The organism is Aeromonas bestiarum, from assembly GCF_000819745.1.
In the GTDB taxonomy this organism is placed as follows: Bacteria; Pseudomonadota; Gammaproteobacteria; order Enterobacterales; family Aeromonadaceae; genus Aeromonas; species Aeromonas bestiarum.
The window spans coordinates 64,589-84,098 of record NZ_CDDA01000038.1; the positions used below are offsets into that span (position 1 = coordinate 64,589).

General features: G+C 51.1%; 15 protein-coding genes. All 15 read right to left on the reverse strand.

Annotation, left to right across the window (positions count from 1 at the left end; genetic code table 11):
- The 15 genes from pglX to BN1118_RS19695 all read right to left on the reverse strand — a co-directional run bounded on the left by pglX (nt 1) and on the right by BN1118_RS19695 (nt 19,485).
- On the reverse strand, nt 1-3,495 hold the full coding sequence (gene pglX, locus BN1118_RS19635; RefSeq protein WP_043557643.1) for a BREX-1 system adenine-specific DNA-methyltransferase PglX: 3,495 nt from the start codon (nt 3,493-3,495) through the stop codon (nt 1-3).
- Between the two features lie 4 nt (nt 3,496-3,499).
- On the reverse strand, nt 3,500-4,039 hold the full coding sequence (locus BN1118_RS19640) for a hypothetical protein (protein ID WP_043557610.1): 540 nt from the start codon (nt 4,037-4,039) through the stop codon (nt 3,500-3,502).
- Entirely contained in the window at nt 4,036-5,151 is a 1,116-nt protein-coding gene (locus BN1118_RS19645; protein ID WP_043557611.1) for an AAA family ATPase, read from the reverse strand. Before BN1118_RS19645 ends, BN1118_RS19640 begins: the two co-directional genes overlap by 4 nt.
- Entirely contained in the window at nt 5,148-8,696 is a 3,549-nt protein-coding gene (brxC, locus tag BN1118_RS19650) for a BREX system P-loop protein BrxC (RefSeq protein WP_043557612.1), read from the reverse strand. The genes BN1118_RS19645 and brxC overlap by 4 nt, the downstream gene beginning before the upstream one ends.
- Before the next feature lie 14 nt (nt 8,697-8,710).
- Entirely contained in the window at nt 8,711-9,322 is a 612-nt protein-coding gene (locus BN1118_RS19655; RefSeq protein WP_244463650.1) for a DUF1788 domain-containing protein, read from the reverse strand.
- Nucleotides 9,322-9,933 carry a DUF1819 family protein gene (locus BN1118_RS19660; RefSeq protein ID WP_043557613.1) on the reverse strand — a complete coding sequence of 204 codons (612 nt, stop codon included), beginning with the start codon at nt 9,931-9,933 and terminating at the stop codon, nt 9,322-9,324. The genes BN1118_RS19655 and BN1118_RS19660 overlap by 1 nt, the downstream gene beginning before the upstream one ends.
- Nucleotides 9,926-10,144, reverse strand: coding sequence for a helix-turn-helix domain-containing protein (locus BN1118_RS19665; protein ID WP_043557614.1), 219 nt, complete (start codon nt 10,142-10,144; stop codon nt 9,926-9,928). Before BN1118_RS19665 ends, BN1118_RS19660 begins: the two co-directional genes overlap by 8 nt.
- Nucleotides 10,145-11,054: 910 nt before the next feature.
- On the reverse strand, nt 11,055-12,212 hold the full coding sequence (locus BN1118_RS19670) for a hypothetical protein (RefSeq protein ID WP_043557615.1): 1,158 nt from the start codon (nt 12,210-12,212) through the stop codon (nt 11,055-11,057).
- A gap of 676 nt (nt 12,213-12,888) precedes the next feature.
- Entirely contained in the window at nt 12,889-15,147 is a 2,259-nt protein-coding gene (locus BN1118_RS19675) for a DUF927 domain-containing protein (RefSeq protein ID WP_052449218.1), read from the reverse strand.
- A complete protein-coding gene (locus BN1118_RS21960; RefSeq protein ID WP_156995159.1) occupies nt 15,147-15,797 on the reverse strand; it encodes a hypothetical protein in 651 nt (216 codons plus the stop codon). Before BN1118_RS21960 ends, BN1118_RS19675 begins: the two co-directional genes overlap by 1 nt.
- A gap of 8 nt (nt 15,798-15,805) precedes the next feature.
- The gene (locus tag BN1118_RS19685) at nt 15,806-16,060 is read right to left on the reverse strand and encodes a helix-turn-helix transcriptional regulator (RefSeq protein WP_156995161.1); all 255 of its coding nucleotides are present in this window, start codon (nt 16,058-16,060) and stop codon (nt 15,806-15,808) included.
- Between the two features lie 173 nt (nt 16,061-16,233).
- The gene (locus BN1118_RS21965; protein ID WP_156995163.1) at nt 16,234-17,157 is read right to left on the reverse strand and encodes a hypothetical protein; all 924 of its coding nucleotides are present in this window, start codon (nt 17,155-17,157) and stop codon (nt 16,234-16,236) included.
- Nucleotides 17,158-17,301: 144 nt separating this feature from the next.
- Nucleotides 17,302-17,478 carry a hypothetical protein gene (locus BN1118_RS21970; protein ID WP_156995165.1) on the reverse strand — a complete coding sequence of 59 codons (177 nt, stop codon included), beginning with the start codon at nt 17,476-17,478 and terminating at the stop codon, nt 17,302-17,304.
- A 216-nt stretch (nt 17,479-17,694) separates the two neighbouring features.
- Complete coding sequence (locus tag BN1118_RS19690; RefSeq protein WP_043557617.1) at nt 17,695-18,033, reverse strand: hypothetical protein; 339 nt, start codon at nt 18,031-18,033, stop codon at nt 17,695-17,697.
- Between the two features lie 165 nt (nt 18,034-18,198).
- A complete protein-coding gene (locus tag BN1118_RS19695; RefSeq protein ID WP_043557618.1) occupies nt 18,199-19,485 on the reverse strand; it encodes an integrase domain-containing protein in 1,287 nt (428 codons plus the stop codon).
- Nucleotides 19,486-19,510 lie beyond the last annotated feature (25 nt).

Below are 19,510 nucleotides of genomic sequence, written 5' to 3' on the forward strand. Positions count from 1 at the left end.
TTAGTCCTCTTTCGAATCCAGGCCGACGATCTTCTTTAAGGCTGCGCCGAGTTTGGGGTAATTGACCTTGACGCCATCGTCAAGGTCGATCGCCACCTGCTCGGTGGCCAGCGGGTAGAGCACCTCGCGCTCATACTCCTCCAGCTCGGCGATCATTTTGTTGATCTTTTCTATCTCCTTCAGGGCCTTGGTCTTCTCACCCTGGGAGGCATTGGCGCTGATGCTGACCGCCTGCAGGTGGTTCTTGTGGGCGGTCAGCTTGGTGCGGAACTCGCGCAGGTAGTCGTTGAGCACCACGCTGACCGTATCCGGACGATAGCGATGCATGTAGATCAGGGCATTGAAGCTACCCTTGGCGCTCGAAAACAGCCAGTAAATGGGACGCTTTTTATAGCGCCTCACATGGTCGCTGTAGAACTCGTTAACGAAGTAGTCGCGGATGCTGTAGTTACGCTTGCCCTTGATGTTCAGCCCCTGCTCGACAAAGCGCAGATTCTCCTCGTAGTGCTCCTCGCCAAAGGCCATACGCAGGAACTTGCAGAAACGCTCGGCGATATCGTCGGTAAACCAGTCACCATCGAGCATGGGGATGACATTGTCGGCATCGGCCGGGAAGCTCGGCTGCGGTACCTGCTTCAGGTAATCAGCAAGGGTCTCGCCCTGGTTGGCCAAGATCAGCCCCGGCTTATCCAGGCTATAGCGGCCAAACATGCAACCCACGGCATAGGAGACCAGCTCGCGCATCGTATCGGCCAGCAGCAGCGCCTCGAGTTCTTCCTCACTCTTGCCGTTGCCATAGCGGTAGTGCGGGTTGCAAGTAAGCGTGATCTCAGCCAGCGGCACCTCGGGCGTCAGCTCAGCCTGTAGACCGTAGGCCTCGATAAAGATGCGGTTGTTCTCCTCCTCTAGCCGCTGCATCTCCTGCGTCATCTCCCACCAGTGGGTGCGAAGCTTCTGGTAGGTAGCCTTTAGGGTTGGCTGGCTGTAGTCAAGATTCAGTATTGGGGTTCTAATGAATCCCATCGATGACTCTTGGGAGTTCCAGTCAAACCTTGAGAGTCCGATTGCTACCTGAGCTACTTTAACAATAGAACTTTGCCTATATTCACTAGGAACTGGTAAGTTCACCAAACTTCCAGGATTGAAGTCCATTGTCGGACATATGATTTCCAATATTTTCGAACATGCTTTGCTTAACAAAAGAGACAATAGACCAGGAGTTTCTCTTTCATCTTGAAGAAAAAACATACTCCCTTTTTGGTCGAATATACCATTATCATCTTTCATCCGTGCAGAAAAAGAGCCCGAGCTCAAATTCGTATAGGTTATCCCATTTTTGAAATATCTATCCCTATTTCGAATAACAGCGCTTGGGTGCTGAATAATATGTATCCCATCATCCAACCAGTCAACGACCAAGTCATTATTACCATACCACTTACGAAATTCTCCGCCTTTCGAATAGGGAACCCAGCGCCAGTCTAAATTATCTTGATTTTTAAGTGAAGATAGGTTTACTTCACTCCAAGATCTGATAAATCTATTGTTATCACCTGTTTGCAATCCAACTAAAACATCAGATATAGTTCCCAGCTTAGGCAGCCTTTTGAAATTACTTAGCATTTCCTTGGTCAACCAATAGGCGATTGGTACACTCGGAATTTCCTTGAAATCGGTTTGCGCCGCAACAAAACGACCAAAATTTTTATCTAGAAATAATTTTTCAATTGCCTCAGGGGCACGAACTTGGACGTGCTTTTCAAATAACCGTCTAAATATACCTCTAAATCCTGGTTCTGGTTTTTTGTTTTTTACTACAAAGGCAACACTTCCAAAATCGGAACCAAAAATACCCCGCCCAAGGTGAAGCATTGACATCAACATCTGACTTTGTACTAATCTCTTTCGGAGTTTTTCAAATGAGTTTAGGAACATCCATGATGGAAGATTGATGATACTGTAATAACCTAAAGGTACAGAAAGCTGTTTTGCAGAACGCATGAAACAGGTCATTAAATCAGATTTTTCTTCTGGATATTCTTCTCTCAGCCACGTTTTCAGACGAGAATTCATACCACCAGCATTCATGTATGGCGGATTCGCGATTACCACATGGTATTTTTGACTGAGGTAGTCAGCCTGCCGCAGGGCCAGTAGCACCTTGTCGTGGGAGGCTTTCAGGAACAGCTGTCCGGAGACATCCTTAGCCTCCAATACTTGCATCACTCTCGCCACGTCGGTGAGTTCTGGCCGGATCAAAGAGCCGAAGTTGTTGGCCTCTTCAAACTGCCGCAGGGTGGATTGCAGAGGGGCGGTGAGCAGGTCACGCCCAACAAAATCCATATACTCGTTTAGCTCACCCTCATCGAAGCGTACGTTCTCCAGCACGCAAATATTCGGCTTGACGCTTTTGTTAAAGAAACGACGCTGCTTGGCACGGGCTTTCATGGTCAGCGCAAAGGCCGCCAGCTCCCCGGCCCGCTCATCAATCTCGATGCCGTACAGGTTATGGATGAGGATCAGCGCAGGGATCTCGGCTGGCTCGTAGCCTTCCTCTTCGTAGATGGCATAGAGCAGATCGAAGGCGTAGGTGAGCATATGACCGGAGCCGCAGGCCGGATCACAGATCTTGATCTCTTCCGGCTTGGCTATGCGCAGGAAGTCACTCTCTGGCTGTTCCGGTTCGATGTAATACTCCATCTGCTCGACTAATTTCGAGCCCGGACGATTGAGCAGCCACAGGCGGCCGAGGGAGTTTTCCACCAGATAACGGACGATCCAGTGTGGGGTAAACAGCTGGGTAGCTGCGGGAATGTTCTCGGACGTGATCTTCTTGCCTTTTTTCAATCCTTCAAAAACGGCATCTTTTTTCTCGGAGATGTAGAACTGGTAGAGCCAGCCGATCACCTCGACATCCTCACAAGTTTCCGGCGTCATCGCCTCGCGGGTATAGGCAAGAATAGAGTTGCCCGAGAGCAGGTCGTCGGGCATCAACAGTTCGGTGTAGTCATCGATACGCTGGAACAGAAACGGCATCGCCCTGTTCCAGAAATTGCAGGCGGCCACCACCAGCAGGCGATAGGCCTCACCTTGCGGATCGCGACTGGGCACTTTGCCATTGAGCAGATCAAAGATCTGCTGCCTGACTTTCTCCGGTACCATATCATCATCGATATGTCCCATCTTGGCTTCGGCCAGGATCTCGGGCTGGAACTGACCTGCATCGGCAGGTGAGACAATATTCACCCGGTTGTAGCGGTTTATATCCATGAAACGCAGGGCGCAGAAGCGGTTGAACCAGATGTAAGCAACACGATCAATAACGTGCTCCTGGCTGCTTTCTTGAATCGCTGCTTCCAGTTTTTTCACTGCCGCCGGATGCTCTCGACGGACTGAGCTTTCACTCGCCAATACCAGCTTTAACTTGCTGCTAACTTGTTCGAGCAGGCTGCGCCGGGCGAACTGGGCGAATTTTTTGAGTTTTGTGGTTTCCATCACTTTAGGCTCCTGCGGCTACAGCAGCGGCCAGACGGGTAACCGGCCACTTCGGGAAGTTTTCATTCCATTTGTTTAGATTGACGACTTGGCAACTTGTAGCCAAGGCATGAGTCCAGCGACGCGACGCTTTCCCCACTGGCAGTTCCTTTTTCAGGGATTTCTGCATCCGGCTGTTCAACGCGTTGTCAAAGGTGAGTAGGCAGATATAGTGGATTGGCTTATCCACCTTCTGCTCGGCGTGCCGGTAAAGATAAGAATCCCGAAACTTGTATTTCAGGTAGTTTTTCAGCCACTTAAAGCTGGCTTGCCGCAATTTCTTTTCATCGTCAGTCGCCGTGCCAAGGATGTCGTAAATCGACGGGTCGTCGTAGTCCTTCAGTTCCACGTAGACATAGGCCTCCTCGAATTCGGCGACGATGTCGACGCCTTTCATAGGCGCCCCGTGAAATGTGGGTTTGGTGCTGTCCTTCTCGTCGAAGACGAAAGCGTCCAAAGCATCCTCAAATCGAAATTCGAAACCATCAGCCTCTACAATCCTCACTTGCCTAGGCCTCCCATGTCGTTTTCTATCTCTTGGTTAATCAGAAAGCCAAAGGCTTCGTCAATCGGGTTCGGCGTGATTTCCAAATAGTCATCGGTGGAGGCAACGTTGATCTCGGAAGTTTCGGCATCACGGTACAAGCTATGGAAACGCACGTGGTCACCCTTGCCTTCCTCCATAAGGAGATCAAACCACTTGAGCAACACATAGTCGTGGGTGGCAACTACAACTTGTTGGCCATTTCTGGTTAGTTCAAGTAACAGCTCAACCACAAGTTTCATCAACTTGGGGTTGAGGTTGGCTTCGGGTTCGTCCCAAATTAGAACGCCACTGCGACCTGGATTCAGTTCGTGATTCTCCAAGAGCAACTGCAAAGTTCCAAGCTTGCGCAGACCCTCAGCGGTCATATCGGCAGAGTCGCTGCGCTTGACCCGAAATGTCAGCTGACCATGATTTTCGCTCTGAATGTCTTTGACACGCTCGTAATGACCTGCCTTAAAGGCAACAACCGGCTCACTTGCAGCCTCGGTAACGTCAAATCTACCGCCTAGAAGCTCAACCAACTTCAGGTAAATTGCTGAGAACCTGGGGTCTTGGTCTATTTTTTCCCCCGCTGCCGCGTCAGGCGCCGTAGCCAAGCTTTTTGCGACATCCAGATAGCTTTGGTCAAACAACAGAGCGAGCGTTTCCGGATGCGATTTTATCGCCAAGATCCCTTTCATCAGGGAGAGCACTTCCTTCACCGGAATCAGGTTTGGCGAGCCTACGGTGGGAGTGACAACAAACTTCTCTTGAGCCAGCTTTTGGGAGTTGGCAGAAAAATTGATTGAGATAGTCTGGCCCAGAGCAAGTTCACACTTGAGTTCCGCTTTGGACTTGCCGTCTTCTCCAACCAGCCCTTTGAGAGAACCACTCAAAGGGCGGAATAAGCGCAATAGCTCATCCGCTTTAACTTCCTGCTGTGCAAGAGATTTATTGGCAAAGTACAGGGCCTTCAGGATCTGAGTCTTGCCAGTGCCATTTTCACCAATGATCACGTTGAGCTTGGGGGATAGCTCCAGCTTCAAATCGTTAAAGGCCGTAAAGTTCTTTAACGCAATACGCTCGATCATATCTGCACCCTTTTTCCTTTACGAATTTCATCTAGCAGTGCCTCACGCATGGATTCCAGGTAGTGTTCCACGTCGGTTTCATCGGCCAGCCAGGCTTTGTCATAGGTTGCCCTTACTTGGCGAACATTGACGTATTCGACCTTGGGCGGTTGTGGTGCAGGAGGCGCTTTATCACCCGGCTTGGCAGGTGAGGCGGTTGGTGTCACTACCGGTCGTGGGGTCGCCAAATCGACCATGCGGGAGAGGAGCTTTTGATAACCTTGCTCTTCAAAGTAGCGGAGACGGTCGTTGATCACGGCGATCAGCGGCTGCTGCTCGATATGGCAGATCAGCTCCTGATAGGGCTTATCCAACTCTGCCTGACGCTCTTGCGGTAGCTTTTGGTACTCACCCATCCCCTGCATGCGCGTCTGCATGGTTTGCAGGGTGTCCTTGGCGTGCGCACGCGTTTGCTGCACCACTTGACTGACTTTCTCAGCCAGGGAGTCCACCAGCATTTTGACCTGTTGGATCCGGTTGCCTGTAAAGCAGCGTGGGTCGTGCAACTTCTCGCTGATCTCGGTGACCTCGCCCCCTTGCACATAGGTGAAGTTGGGCTCCTGGGTTTGAACGAACTTATGGGCGTTATCGAAGATCTCTTTCTGTGGGCCGCTCATAAATTTGCGGACCGGATCGATGATACCTTCCTTCATCTCGAGCAGCGCATCTTCCTGGCGGGCAAGTTCGGTCAGGTACCAGGTATAGGGCTTGCCGGTTAACTCCTTGAGCTTCTCAAGTACCGGTTTCAGTGCATTGAGGAACGGATACTGAGATGCTTGGGCCGCCAGTGGGGTGAGCTGATGCATAAGCTCCTGCAATGCAGTATTGGTTTCCTTGCCGAGCGCCTTCGCTTCACTCGCACCGGGCGGGGCATCGAAGAAATCTTCATAGAACTCCTTGAGGACACGAACCTGAGATTGGGTAAACTCGACTTGAGGCTCCAGCACCACATTGCCGTGGCCATGGGTGTTGCGCAGCGCCCGTTCCAGGTCGTCCTCTTCCAGCAAGTTGCCATCAACACGCACCTCGACCTTGCCGCGAGCACACAAGTTAGCCAGGGTACAAAGCACGGCGGCGTAGTACCAGCCGTAGGGTTTGCGCTCGAATTTCTCCAACAGGTTTTTCAGAGTGGTACGCACTCCGCCTCGATTATTGCTCTGGATGAACGCCAATAGTTCCTGCTCGGATTCGGCCAGTGACGTGACATCGTTGCCAAAAAGCCCTTCACCCGAAGCTTTAAGGCACTGACTGATGTCGTTCTCGGTGTAGGCAATGCCGCGCAGCATGCGCAGATTTGGATAGATTCGCGCAATCAGCTCATGAAAACCGCGCAGTACGCGGGTTTGTGCATCCTCAGAACCAATCTCGATGTCGGCTCCTGCCACGAACAGCTTGGCCTTGCCCATCAAGTTTTGAACGCGCTGCTGCAGCTCGGCATACCGTTCCCGGTTCTGGAAGCCCTTGTCGGTCAGGATGCGCTTCACCGCCTCCTGTTGGGTGATCGTGATATTATGACGGATGTATTTCTCCGTCCGTTTGTACATCAAGATGTCGCGTATGAGGCGTTCATCAGCGGGCATGAGAACAAATAGCTCATCTGTTTTGTAAGCCGAGCTGGTTCTGAGCATCTGTTCACTTTCTGCATGCTCATGAAATGGGCTGATGACATGGATGGCCAGCTCGTACTCGCGTCCGTGCAACCTGTCATCGAGCTTTCTGGAAAAAGGGTAGTCTTGGCCCTGACCGTTCGATGAAGAGGCGTCGTAACGGATCTTCCGGTGTTTGATCACGTAGTCAAAGATGATTTTCTCCAGTTCGGCGGCAACATCCGATGACTCCACCTCGGTGATCTTGATTTCCTGCTCGACGTCTTTTTCTTCATCGGTCAGAAATTCATAGAGCTCACCATTGCGTTGCACATAGGTCTGCTGCTCCAAGAGACTGAGGGCTTCTTCGACACGTTTTCGAAGTTGAGGTAGGTCCCGATTGAAGCTGCCCAGCATCAAGACACACAGGTTACGAACCGTCGGCTTGAACTCTTTGACGTACTTGACTAGGAAGAGTGTTTTCAACAGCCGGATCGCAAAGGGACCATCCAGATGATTTTCCGCCTGGATAATAGCCCGCTGAATATTCGATTTGAGCGCGGTGCGGATGCCTTCGAACATCAGGTCGAAGGTTGCCAGCTGGCCGATTTCATGATCCCCAATCTGGATCGCCACCTGCTGGAACACTCCGAGCATGGAGCGTTCACCCACCGAGCTGTGCTTACCCTCAAAGGCGTTATGTTGTGACAGATTCTGAATAGCCGACTGAAACAATGCGAACTGGTACGGAATAAATGGATAGCTGTGAATGAAGTGATCCCGGTCCTGATAATTCCGGTAGGTTTGCGAACCATCGGCAAAGTCGAACAGGGTCTTAAAATTGTTGGCTTCTGCGTGATAAATGTCCGAAAGAAGACGCACGCCGTCTTCAGTTTTCATCAGCAAACGCTTTTGGATAACCTCTGCCACGTCGGCACTGGTCAGCTTCATCCGGTTGGCGAACCGGGCCTGGATTTTCGAGAAGTCGTTTCCTTGCTGTTTGCCCATCTCGCCGACAACCGTTCCCATCTCCTCCTGGGCAGTCACAATGACCCATGCGCGACCTCGGCATTTGGTAGCCAAGCTCTCGGCAATGGTCTGGAGGTTGGTCATCAGCTTGACGTTTTCAGCGATGTACTGACCGACCTCATCAACAAAGAAATTCAGACGAAAGTCGGGAGATTGACTCTCGATATAGGCATTCACCTGTTCGGCAAAATCCTCGATGGAGACTCGGTATTGGCTACGGTATTTATCAAGTATCCCCATGGCCAATGTCTCATCACTACCGGTCACCAGGGCATAGGCTTTGGCAATGTTTTTTGCCTCCAGCAACGCCTGCTCGCGCCCCTTTTGCCATGTTCTGCCCGCCGTCGATTCATAGGCCGATTTAAACTGGTCATAGAGGTCACGGCTATCGAGGTCACGTTCAAACTGGGCGATGTGGCCATGCTTACCGTAGTAACCGCACATCTCGTCAAATACCTTGACGAATACTGCAAGGAGCGCATCAATCTGTGTCTTGCTAATAACGTCCGCTTTTTGGTCAATGTTGAACAAAATGCTTTTCGATGGGATGGCAACCGCTCGTTTGAGATCGCCGCGCAGGATTTCGTTATCGCCACACTTTGGCAAGAACAGGTCAAGCGCGCAGGCGCCTTCGATCTGCCGGTTTTCGAGCAATAGCGCCAGCATCTTCAACAGGTGGGATTTACCTGACCCGAAGAAGCCGGAAACCCAAACGCCATTGGCACCTTCATAGTTGTTGTAGGCGTCCAGAAAGGACTCAAGCCGCTTCTCGACTTCGTTGGTCAGTACGTATTCTTCGATTTCGAGGCGAAGGCTTGCTCCATCGTCAGCTTTGATGACCCCTTCAATCGGGCGATCAACGGGCTTGTTAAAAATGGTCTTAAGAGTCATCACGCTTCCCTCGTTTATGCTTCGCAGTGAAAGATATTGAATGCCCGGTAGTACTTGTCATCATGCAGCCTTCCAAAGAGATCGAGCGATGCTCCAGACTCGATCGAATGGGTGTAGGCTCCAGGAAAAAACATGACGGTCGGTTTTTCTTTCGCCGTGCTCTGCAAATTGTTCAAGACGTTATGTGAGCGAATGTAGGGGAACACTTCGCCCACACCGGTCAGAAAAAGAACCTGGAAATCACTGTTTGCCAGCTGGTCCGCAATAGCCGGGACAAGATGCGTTTCGGGATCCAGCACACCTTGCAAGAGCTCTTTAAGCTGTTCTTTCGATACAGACTGCTCCATGTCGATGATCTGGTCCCAGATTTCACGTTCTTTGAGGATTTCTACCGAAAGGTCATACAGATTGATCTCCAGAATGAGGACTCCTGCCTGCTCGAGACGATTAATCAACTGACGCTGGAGCCGCTCCATTTCGACGGACTCCTCCGGCTTGAAGGGGCAGATGAAGAACGGGACCTCGTTACCGAGACCTTGCATGTTGAGAAAACGTTGGCCCGTGATCACAGCAAAGAGATGCTGAAATCTTTCCTGCATCGGCATTATGGCTATATCAGCTGCCACTACACGCTCCCCTTTAGTTCTGATTCAAATACAGGTAAGTACATAACCCCCATGGGGCTAACTTGATTGAGTAAGTCCACCATTCTCGGGCTAAGCATGGCCGCGTGTATCACGTTGTTGGCCGTTAGAAGATCGGCATCTCGTAACATCTTGAACAGAACCTGCCGCAATTTACCTCGGGTTGCTGAGGAGATGTCATCCAGCTCTGAATGCCACTCGGATTTTCGGTTGAAGAAAGAGTCAAAATCCTCGTAGTTCAGGTCACTTTTCAGCGTGATGTAGCGCTCCCGAAGCACTTCGACAGCAAAATCAGCGATAAATCTATAGCGACGGCAAACGGCGAACCACAGGAGATAAGCCTGCTCTTGGCGACTTGCCTCGACCAGAAATTCAAGTTCACTTTGGCTCAATAGCCTAAGGCGGGAGATGACCTCGCGGCAGATTCGCTGGAGTGTATTCAGTGTCCTTGTCTGAAGTAAATTTTCTGTGATGACTTTGTCACGGACAGCGTTCCAATTACCAAGATCAAGGTACATCGCAGCTAGCTCTATCGACTCGCGGTGAAAGAGGCAGCCCGTTGTAAATGACATGCTGTATCTGTCGTTACTCATTTTTGGTCAGGGCTCCTTTTTTGTTATATTCAGCAGCTCCACCAGCCTTCACCCACTCGTCCACCTCGTCTTTCTTGAACTTCCAGAGGCGGCCCATTCGATGGGCAGGCATTCCATGTTTATCAATCCACTTGTAGACGGTGTCATTGCTGACCCCGAGGTACTTGCAGATCTCACTTATCGATAACCAGCGGTCTTCCATATCTGCCATTTTTCAAACTCCTCGCTGGCGATTTGGGTTAAGCCATGCACTCGCCAGAGGTGAAGTTCCCCCGCGATTTAATTACTTGAAAATACACTAGTTAGCCGCTTGGTATCAAACGCTCTTTACCGATTAAAGCCGATTATTACTGAAGGCATCGATACCAGATGCTTCATCCAGACCAGTTCCCAACGTCACTGAGTTGTACTGGTGGATTTAAATGAGGCTTTCGCGTCTGAATCGCCACCACAACGCGCCACTACATCATTCACTCCGTCTGCAATGCAACCGCCCATAGATCTCACTTATTAACCCCAAAATGCCTATAGGATGAACTCGCCTCTGTTGGTGTTGCTGTCACGTACTTCCACTTGCGGTAGTAAGCCAAGCAGCGGCGCGACAAGCCAGACCGATCTGGGACGAGTAGGATGGAAGCTGAAAAAATGATCACTTTTCCTGAAGCACGGCTGGTGGCATGCTGTTGCCAGCGTGGCGCATCAAACGAGTCCTGGTCGCAAGTGGGTCCATCGGAGGGTCGCAGATTTCCGAGACTATCTTTACGCCAAGTAAACCGAACATCGGTTTTGGCATTGCTGTCACGCACTATATGTCGCCCGTATACTCATGACGATACTGGTTGCATGAACATGTCGCATTTTGGAACACACGTTGAAAGCTTGGGTTGATAACTGGCTCGTCTGACAATGCCTGTATGCAAAGCTGTGTTGGCCTAGATCATCTCATGGGCTCCCCTACGAGTTGATTGATCCAAGGCTCAATAGAGACGATGCTGCCGCCCTTTCGTGGCGGCAGGATGAACATGTGGTAAATTGATGACCGATCATTACTCTCTGGCCAGGGTTGCCGTCTATGTCGACGTAGTGCATGTAGCATCCAAGGCGGCCATTTGAGCTATGAACTATTCCTCGGTTATCGGCATTTCGTCTTGTTGTTTCATCGCTTCCTCTGCAAGCATTTTCTCTATCTGCTTTTTACGCGCTGGTAGCCAGATTTCCCGTTGATATTCCTGCTTTGCCTGATAGGCCCGTGATTCTGCTTCCAATTCCTCATCAGTGATACCACCCTCATTGTCGTCGTATACTTGCTCAATTAGGGCAACCTCTTGCTTAACTTCGAGTAAGAGTGCCTTGGGAACCTCGAACCCGTTAGCCTCGATCAAGTTAGCCGTCTCAATGGCAGATAGATTTTCCTCATTTCGTAATGCAAATGCCGCCTTCTGGAAAGCGATCTGTTGTGCCTTTGCTTGTGCGCTGGCGGCTTGAACTTCCATTCGAGTAATGACGGACTCTAGCTCTGACATCCTTTGGCTAGGGCCAAATAGAGCTTGTGATAAAGCCATTTCTTTAGGCATAGGCTCACTGTCAGCCATGTAATGTGTTCCGCCTACTGAATACAGTGCTTCTATCCTCGCTACCATATCGCCCTGCTGTTTCCACATCAGGAAATAGCGGCTTTTAGCCAGAACCAGTAAGTCGCCGATACCACTAGACGGCGCTACAGCCATCATTTGTATCTCTGGAGGGATGTTGAACATGGACGTATAGCCACCAGCATTATAATTAGCCCAGCTCTCACCCAGTGCGGGGAGAGTAAACTCCTCGACTACCCTTAGCTTCTCACCGGATCGACCAACCTTGGATCGATCCGTTTTTAGGTTTTTTACTTTTTTTTCTAGCGAGGACTCTGCTGTGCCTTTTCCTCCCTGAATGCAATGCTTGTATCCATTTGATTTAGCTTTATTTTTGTTTTTTTGATCTTCATCGGTAGTGATTCGAATTGGGGTATCTGGTGTGAACCGATCCATAGACTGATCCACGGTTCGATCCGTGTTCTTGTCCTTAGCTTTGTTGGCAAGTCGCTCACCGGTCCTCGGATCGTACTCGGACAGGTTGATTTGCTCATTTTCAGGATCAGTCAGTGCGCCCCTTAACCCAGCCTTTGCCGTATTCGGGTTCAAATCAAACTGTCGGGCGTACCCTGCCACCGATAGGCTAGGATAATTGACCGCATAATTAGCACGGTGAAACACCCAATCAGTCTTAGTCTTGCTAGTCACTCGTTTATGACTCCCTTCTGTATCAGTGGCGTTGCTATGAGCCTTGGATGTTTTGTCGCGGTCATATCCCGTTTACCTGCATTCGTGTTTCATATGCCCAGAAACGTGGGTCATAAATCAGTTTGCGCCTTACTGGTAAACGACAAATAGGCCAGCTAGCAAAGGCATACTTCCCAGTAAATAGTGGCAGGCAGTGTGATCACCGGCATCTGTTACTTGTTGTGCCATCTCAATGCCCTCCTCTACATGATTTGCGCCTCATATAACGCTAAAAGCAGAGGTGACCGGGGTAACTAGGTAGCTGCACCGCTATAGCTCTTGTCAGCACTGGGCTTAATACGGTTACCTCTGATTGGCTTTGTGTCGATTTCAGCGGTTACCAGTCATCCAGAGGTAATTTGCCACTAAACATTACCTCTCTGGTTACCTAGGTTACCTCTGGCTATATTTTCAGCGGTAACCAAGAAGCCCTGACGCTTTAAGGATTAGAAAGCATGATTACCTAGTTACCTCGGTTACCTTTGTTTTTCTCTGCGCCCGCACATGTGGATAGGCCTAGATATTTGGGCATCATTTCTAGCTGGCGTGGTGTTCAATTCAGCCATGTATCATGCATTTGAACTTAGGAAAGGCCGCATGATGGGGCGAACTATCGGTTCTCTCCCTAGCTGTGCACTTAATGGGCCTCAGTGTCATCCTCTTCGGCAGCGATTACGCCATAACCAAAGACATACACCTTGATCGGCTTGCGGGAGCCTGGGACCTTGATGGTGGCTTGGGTCTTGTCCTTATCAAACTTGGAGATCCAGCCCTTATCTTTTGCCAGTTTGGCAGCCTTTCTGGGATCCCGGCCCTTGGTGATCACTTTCCACCCTTCCGGGAGTACATAGAAAGACATTGCTGAATCTTCACCGATGCCTTCAACCTTGCGAAAACCGACCATGTTCGGGGGCAGTAAATTGGGAGTGTTCCAATCGGCAAAGCGGCTTTGATTCAGGGTGAAAAACTCGCGGATCTGGCGCAGGGTCGCGGCATCCTCTTGATTGCCAAGGTGGCCACGCTCGGCTAGCCACGCCTTGAGGCAGACACTGGTTGCTTTGATCGCTTCACCCTCCGGCCAGCCTGTCACCCCCAGCCTTGTGGCCAACTCACCGGCAGCTGCCACCAACGCAAACCGGTTGATGGCTCGCCCAACCTGACTGCCGGCATCCTTCGGGTCCCATTTGTCAGCAAGACGCTTGATCTCGCCCGTCAGGTGTTCGCAGTACAGTTCCATATTGGTGGTCAGAGGCTCAAGAAAGGCGCGAATGGCAGTGCCATGGAAAAGGTCGGCGTTGGCCTTGAGCGTATCGGCAAAGACTCGCCCGTTGCCCATGTCATGCAGTTGTTCAAACGCGCCATGCCGACCGGTATCACTTGGAACTTGGATAACGCGAACCTCCATACCTGCTTGGGTACGCTTTCCACTACTAGCCACATGGTCTTCTAGCGACAGCTCTCCGGTGCTCAGAAACAGCAAACGCCAAGTCTTACGCTCTCTCAACTCGCCGCTCTGTTGTGCCCGGCCTTTGCCCTGGCCGTTTGCCAGCATGTAGGCCACTTCGCCCGCTTCCTTTCCGTCCAGCTCGCCGATTTCATCCAAACAGAGCAAAGCATCATTACGACGACTGGCAATCCCCTCAATGGCGTTACCTGTAGCTCGCCAAGTGTGGCAGAAACGCTTACCTCCATAGATGCTGGCAGCCGCCAGCATGATGGTAGTCTTGCCGTCTGTACTCTCCCCTTTGAGATGAAAGCCGCCTCCTTCCATGCCGACCAGAGAAAGTAGAGGGGCCGCAAACGCCAGAGAAAACGCAAAGCAGAGGCGAGAGTTTCCCATCGCCAGCGCCGCCACCCCCTGTTGCCACTCGGCCAGACTGCCGGACTCGGTAAAGTCATTTAATGCGTATTCTGCAGATTGAAGGATCACCCCCTCGGCATCCGGCCCGATAGCACTCTTCGGCAATACATAGGCACGGCCATGCCAGCCGATACGTCCCACGCAAGCCACCTGTTTGCCCGGTTCGCAGAACATCAGGTATTCGATCAGCTTCCGCTTGTTGCCGAAGTCGATGAACGGCAAGCCCCCCCTCAGCAGGGCCTTGAGAGCATCATCACCACCACGAGAGACAAGCGCTTCCATCGGCATAGCCCACAGGCAGGCCCGGCCCTTGCGATCATGCCATTCCAGCAAGCGACCCCAGTCTCGCCCCTGCTCATTAGATGTATCAGCTAATACGCGGATCGGGCTGGCAATCGGCACCAATTCATGACGAGCATTGTCACCACGGCCCGCCATCATGGAAGCGCAAAGACGATTCCCCTGGATCTCAAACCCTTCCGGGAGCACGTGCCCCTCTGCTATCTTGCCTTTACCGTCTTGTTGAGAGGGGACAACCTCAGCTTCTAACTCTGCAGCGATGCACTGTTCAAGTTTCACAATGTCCACCAACTGCCACGGCTCGGCGTTTTGGCCTTGGATACCCCGATAGATCACAGCATTGGGGGCTTGCATCATCAGTTCGATAACTAGCCGCTTCGCCTTCTCGGGTGCGAGCGGGCCCATCTGGTGGACAATTATCTTATTAGTTGTGTCCTTATCAGCCATTGGCCAAAGCTTTACGGGTTTATCAAGCTGACGTGGATAGACGCTCAAAGCCTCTTCCGGTTCAGGCTCCGCATCAATGGGGTTGTCAGCCTCAATTGCTAGATTATGAGCTCGCTGCCACACTTTACGATGTTCGGCGCCACGGGCGACTTGTTCGCCGATATGGATCACGACGACATCATGGCGTTTTAGGTCAGCAAACTTGATAAAACCCGAACCAGGGTGCTTTGCGCCTGCAACATCTGCGACAAATTGGGGGCTGGTAGCCCCCATGGTTGCAGTAGCCATCAGATGAAGTACTCCTTGAATACCGCCATGAACGAGTCATGCGCGATCTTCACCTCTTCCGGTGTCAGGTTGGCGGGCAGGCATGCTTGATACTTCGCCCAAATGTCGTCCGGCTTGTCAGCGAGGCTGGCTTTGATCAGTTCAAGGATGTTTTCCTGTGGTGCTGTGATCACTAGCCCGTCACGGATAGGGGGCTCTTGAACTGGCAGCAGATCGGCCAGTTTACCTTCGTCATCATTCTGGTTGGCGTCTTTGGGCTTGCTGTTGGCTGCCTTATGGGCAGATGTCATCTTGGCGTATGCCAGTTTGACCAACTTTAGGTCGGCCAGAAGTGGGCCAAGCAATGCCGTTAGGTCGCTCGGAGGAACGTCTGCCTGGTTGCCTCTGAGCAGCTCCACCAGCACATTTGAATAACGCTTCATACGATTAGCCATTCCCGACCAACGGGTATGGACGCAAATCACATCCAAGTTGGACAGTTGCTCAGCCAGCGGATACAGCAACTCGACTAAGTTGGAATAGGGCAGGCACTTACTATCGGTGTTACAAGCGTGACGTAGCGCAACAGTGAGATTAAATGCCTGTTTGAACTGAGCATGAATTACTTGGGCCTGGGCTTGAGGTGGTGCAGTCTTTACTTTTGTCGACATATCGCCCCCTATACCGCCACGTTGCGAGCGGCGATGCGCTCAGCAATCCACTCGTCGATCTCGGACTCAACGAAAGCCACTGAGCGCCCCCCGAGGCGAACGGTATGCGGGAAGCTGCCTTGGGACATGAGATCGTAGATGCTGGATTTGCTAAGACCAGTGCGTTGGCAGACCTCACGTACCCGAATAAGGTAGTGCTGAGTGGGATGGGGTGCAGTGCGATTTTCCATATTGGTATAACCCTTCTGGTTCGAGAAAGTCATTATCGACCGAGGAATTACATCCAATTTAAACAACGAGAAGCAGGGGGAACGTTATCAAAAAACCTATGGGGAGGTTATCGAAGCCTTGGGGAATGTCATAACCCGCATCGCTTGGAAGCGAGGTGTAGTGCGGGTTGCAATATGGGGGAGGTTTATTGAGAACGTAGAGGAGGTTATTTTATAGCCAGTGTTTTTGGTGCTCCACCTCTAGTATTCCAATTGGCTACAGCCGCTAAATCATCAAAACCAGACAATGGTTTACCATCATTGTTGGTAAATTCTTCGGCATGATCACGTAGCCAATCGGATAAAACCTTCTTAGGGGATTTTCTTGGGTTAGGTTCATAAACTAGCCATGCATGAATCAATGCTGCGAGTTTCGGGGTATAGCGTGGGTGCAATGGGTCCATATACCCAGGTTTGCAAACTTTAACTCTGAGTGTCGCAATTTCATCCTCAGCTTGCTGTAGTAGATTGATCAGGATTTCAGACTGGTCGGTTGCATGGCGTAGTTTCTCGACCAACGAAGAGACTTGTTCAATAAGTATTTTCACAGGCTCGATAACTGGTCCGACCTTTTCAGCAGAGAGGTCATTTTCAACATAAAAAAGTGACTCTAGAAGGTAAAAATCATTGCGAGTAATCCAATAATCTGGAAATGGGCTTTCCATTTCAGTGACCTTACCTTCACCATCAAGGCTGCTGCCCCTATCCGAGATATCTTTTCGAGCGAAAAGGCGCGGGTTTGCCCTCGGATGCCCAAGTCGATTTTCGTTTAGATCTAAGCCATATACACACCACACACCTCCAAGACGAGCTGTTACCACATCGGGCTCATTTGTTGGCTCAGCTTCACCATAGCAAGCCAACCCGCCACTTAGCATAATTAACCAATTATTGTCAGGGTTTTGCCCGGTATAGTCGGTAACTAAGCCATATACAGGCTTGTCACACTCATCAAAATTCACTAGTAGGTCAATATCTCCTTTCGCACCATAGCGAATAATGTCTTCCACAGTACAGTCAAGATACTTAGCAGCCCAAGTTACATGGAGACAATCGGGAGCTGGAAATTTTCGATTAACATTTTTATTCATAGTTAGCGACACCTTAACGCTTTTTTGAATTGATGCTTGATCAGATGAACAAGGGGCCCCACACTCGAGCTGGTCGCTCTAGGCTAATGGAAGGGGCGACCCAATCGGTCTGGACCCAGCAATTTATCCGGCTGGTGGCCTTTACTAGCTCACAACCGTTAATGCTTTAAAGCCTCTCGCCAGAGAGAGGTTCCCCTGGCTGGCCTGTTCGATATGGTCGCTCCACCAGCCCATCATTTTTACTCGATGCTCGAAGTAATCTGAGCGGTTACCCTGATGAACGGGCAATCTGACCTGCGCGCCTGTGACCCATGTCTTCATTTACTTGTTCATCAGTTCTGTGAAACGGTTATTGACCTTATGCAAATACGGTTCATGTTTCTCGATCAACGCAAGGGCTTCGAGCGTCAAAACTGCCGCCTCCATCTTGGCGTGGAACACCGTTGTATTGGTCTCGTCTTTCAGTGCTTCCAGAGCCTCCAGGGCTTCAAGGGCCTTGGGATCTTCTTCCTTCCACTGGTTATCGGTGGCTGTGTCTTATTCTTGGAAATCAGCGTCATCAACTTCGATGAAGTTAATATCAGTGACGGTCCAACCGGTGGGCTCAACTCGCGTCCATACAAGGTCTGCCTCTGGTGCAACCAATCCCTCAACTACAAACCCAACGCGAGTTAATGCTCTGGCAATACCCATGGCAGTAAAAGCTCCATTGCCCATCGGTTCACCACGTCCGTCATCCTCATGTTCACAGAGGGATTCGACAATCTTTTGGCATGCCAAAGGCGATACGTTAATAGCGGCGCGTTGATCGCAGGAGTCTACGTTCAGGGTGATGACCGCAGGTTTTGTCATCCATTCAAATGTGAGAGTTTGCATAGTGCTGCTCCTTGTTTAATCCACCAGCATCAAAGGCTACTTACTGACCAACGGTTACTTTACCGCCCTCGGTAATGACTGTCGGTTTAAAGCTGGCTGAATAACAGCAAGCTCACCTTGTGGTCCCCTGTTTTTTTTTGGTTGTTTTGATATTTTTTACTCTGGTCACTCACCCACCACCTTCAGTGCTTTAAAACCGCTCGCCAGAGACAGATTACCCTGGCTGGCCATCTCAATATGGTCACTCCACCAGCACATCATGATAATCCGTTGCTCGAAGTAGTCTGATCGGTTGTAGGCGCGGCGGATCTCGTTGTCATCGGCGTGGGATAGGGCCGCCTCGATAGCGTCAGGGTTGAAGCTGCCTTGTTCGTTGAGGGTGGTACTCCCCAAGGATCGCAAACCATGAGCCACTAACCGCCCGCCATATCCCAACCGCTTCAAGGCGGCATTGGCACTTTGGTCATTAATATGGCCAAGCGGATCACGGTAACCGGGGAAGACAAAGGGGCGGTGTCCACTGATCGGCTTCATGCGCTCCAGCAGAGCAATAGCTTGCGGACTCAGGGGGACGCGGTGGGGACGATCCATCTTCATTCGCTCGGCGGGGATGTTCCACACCTTGGCCTCCAAGTCGATCTCGTCCCAGCGTGTTCCCGCTGATTCGCCGGGTCGTACCAATGTATGAAGGCTCCATTCAATCTGGCAGCGGGTGGTGGGGTCGAGCCTGCCGTTGGCAATGTCTGCCATCAGCAGTGGCAACTCAGTCGGCTTGAGAGTGGGCATGTGCTTCTTGGTTGGCTTCTTGAATACCTTGCGAATGGCAGAGCAGGGATTGGCATCGAGCAGGCCGTGATTAACGCTGTAGTCGAGGATCTCGTTTATTCGTTGGCACAGCCTGCGCACTGTCTCCAGCTTGCCATCCGCCTCCAGGGGGCGCAGTAGTTCGATCACCTTGGGGGCGCGGATCTGGTCGATTGGCATGGAGCCAATGAAGGGCAGTACATACAGCTCAAGAGAACGCCACGAATCAGCGGCATAGGCTTCTGATACGTCGTGCCGTTTCAGCTCCAGCCACTTGCCAGCCATGCGCTCAAAGGAGTTGGCACTGGCTTCTTGCTCGGCTTGGGCGGTGGCGATCTGCTCTTCTTTGTGGAGCTTGGGATCAATGCCTTGGGCCAGCAGAGCGCGGGCCTCTCGCCGCCGCTCTCGGGCCGCCGAAAGAGTTACATCAGGGTAAGCACCGAAACTAATGTTTGAACGCTTCTTGTCACTTGGCCTGTAGTAGTTGAATAGCCACAGTTTAGAGCCATTCAGCTTTACTCTCAGGTAAAGCCCGTCCCCATCTGCCAAATTGTACTCTTTGACCAGCGGAGCACCCGGCTTGGCCTTCGGTGGCACTCCGGGCTTTGCAGTTCTTACCTTTGAATCACTAAGTTTGTCGTTGCTCATGGTGTTACCTGTCAAACGTAACACC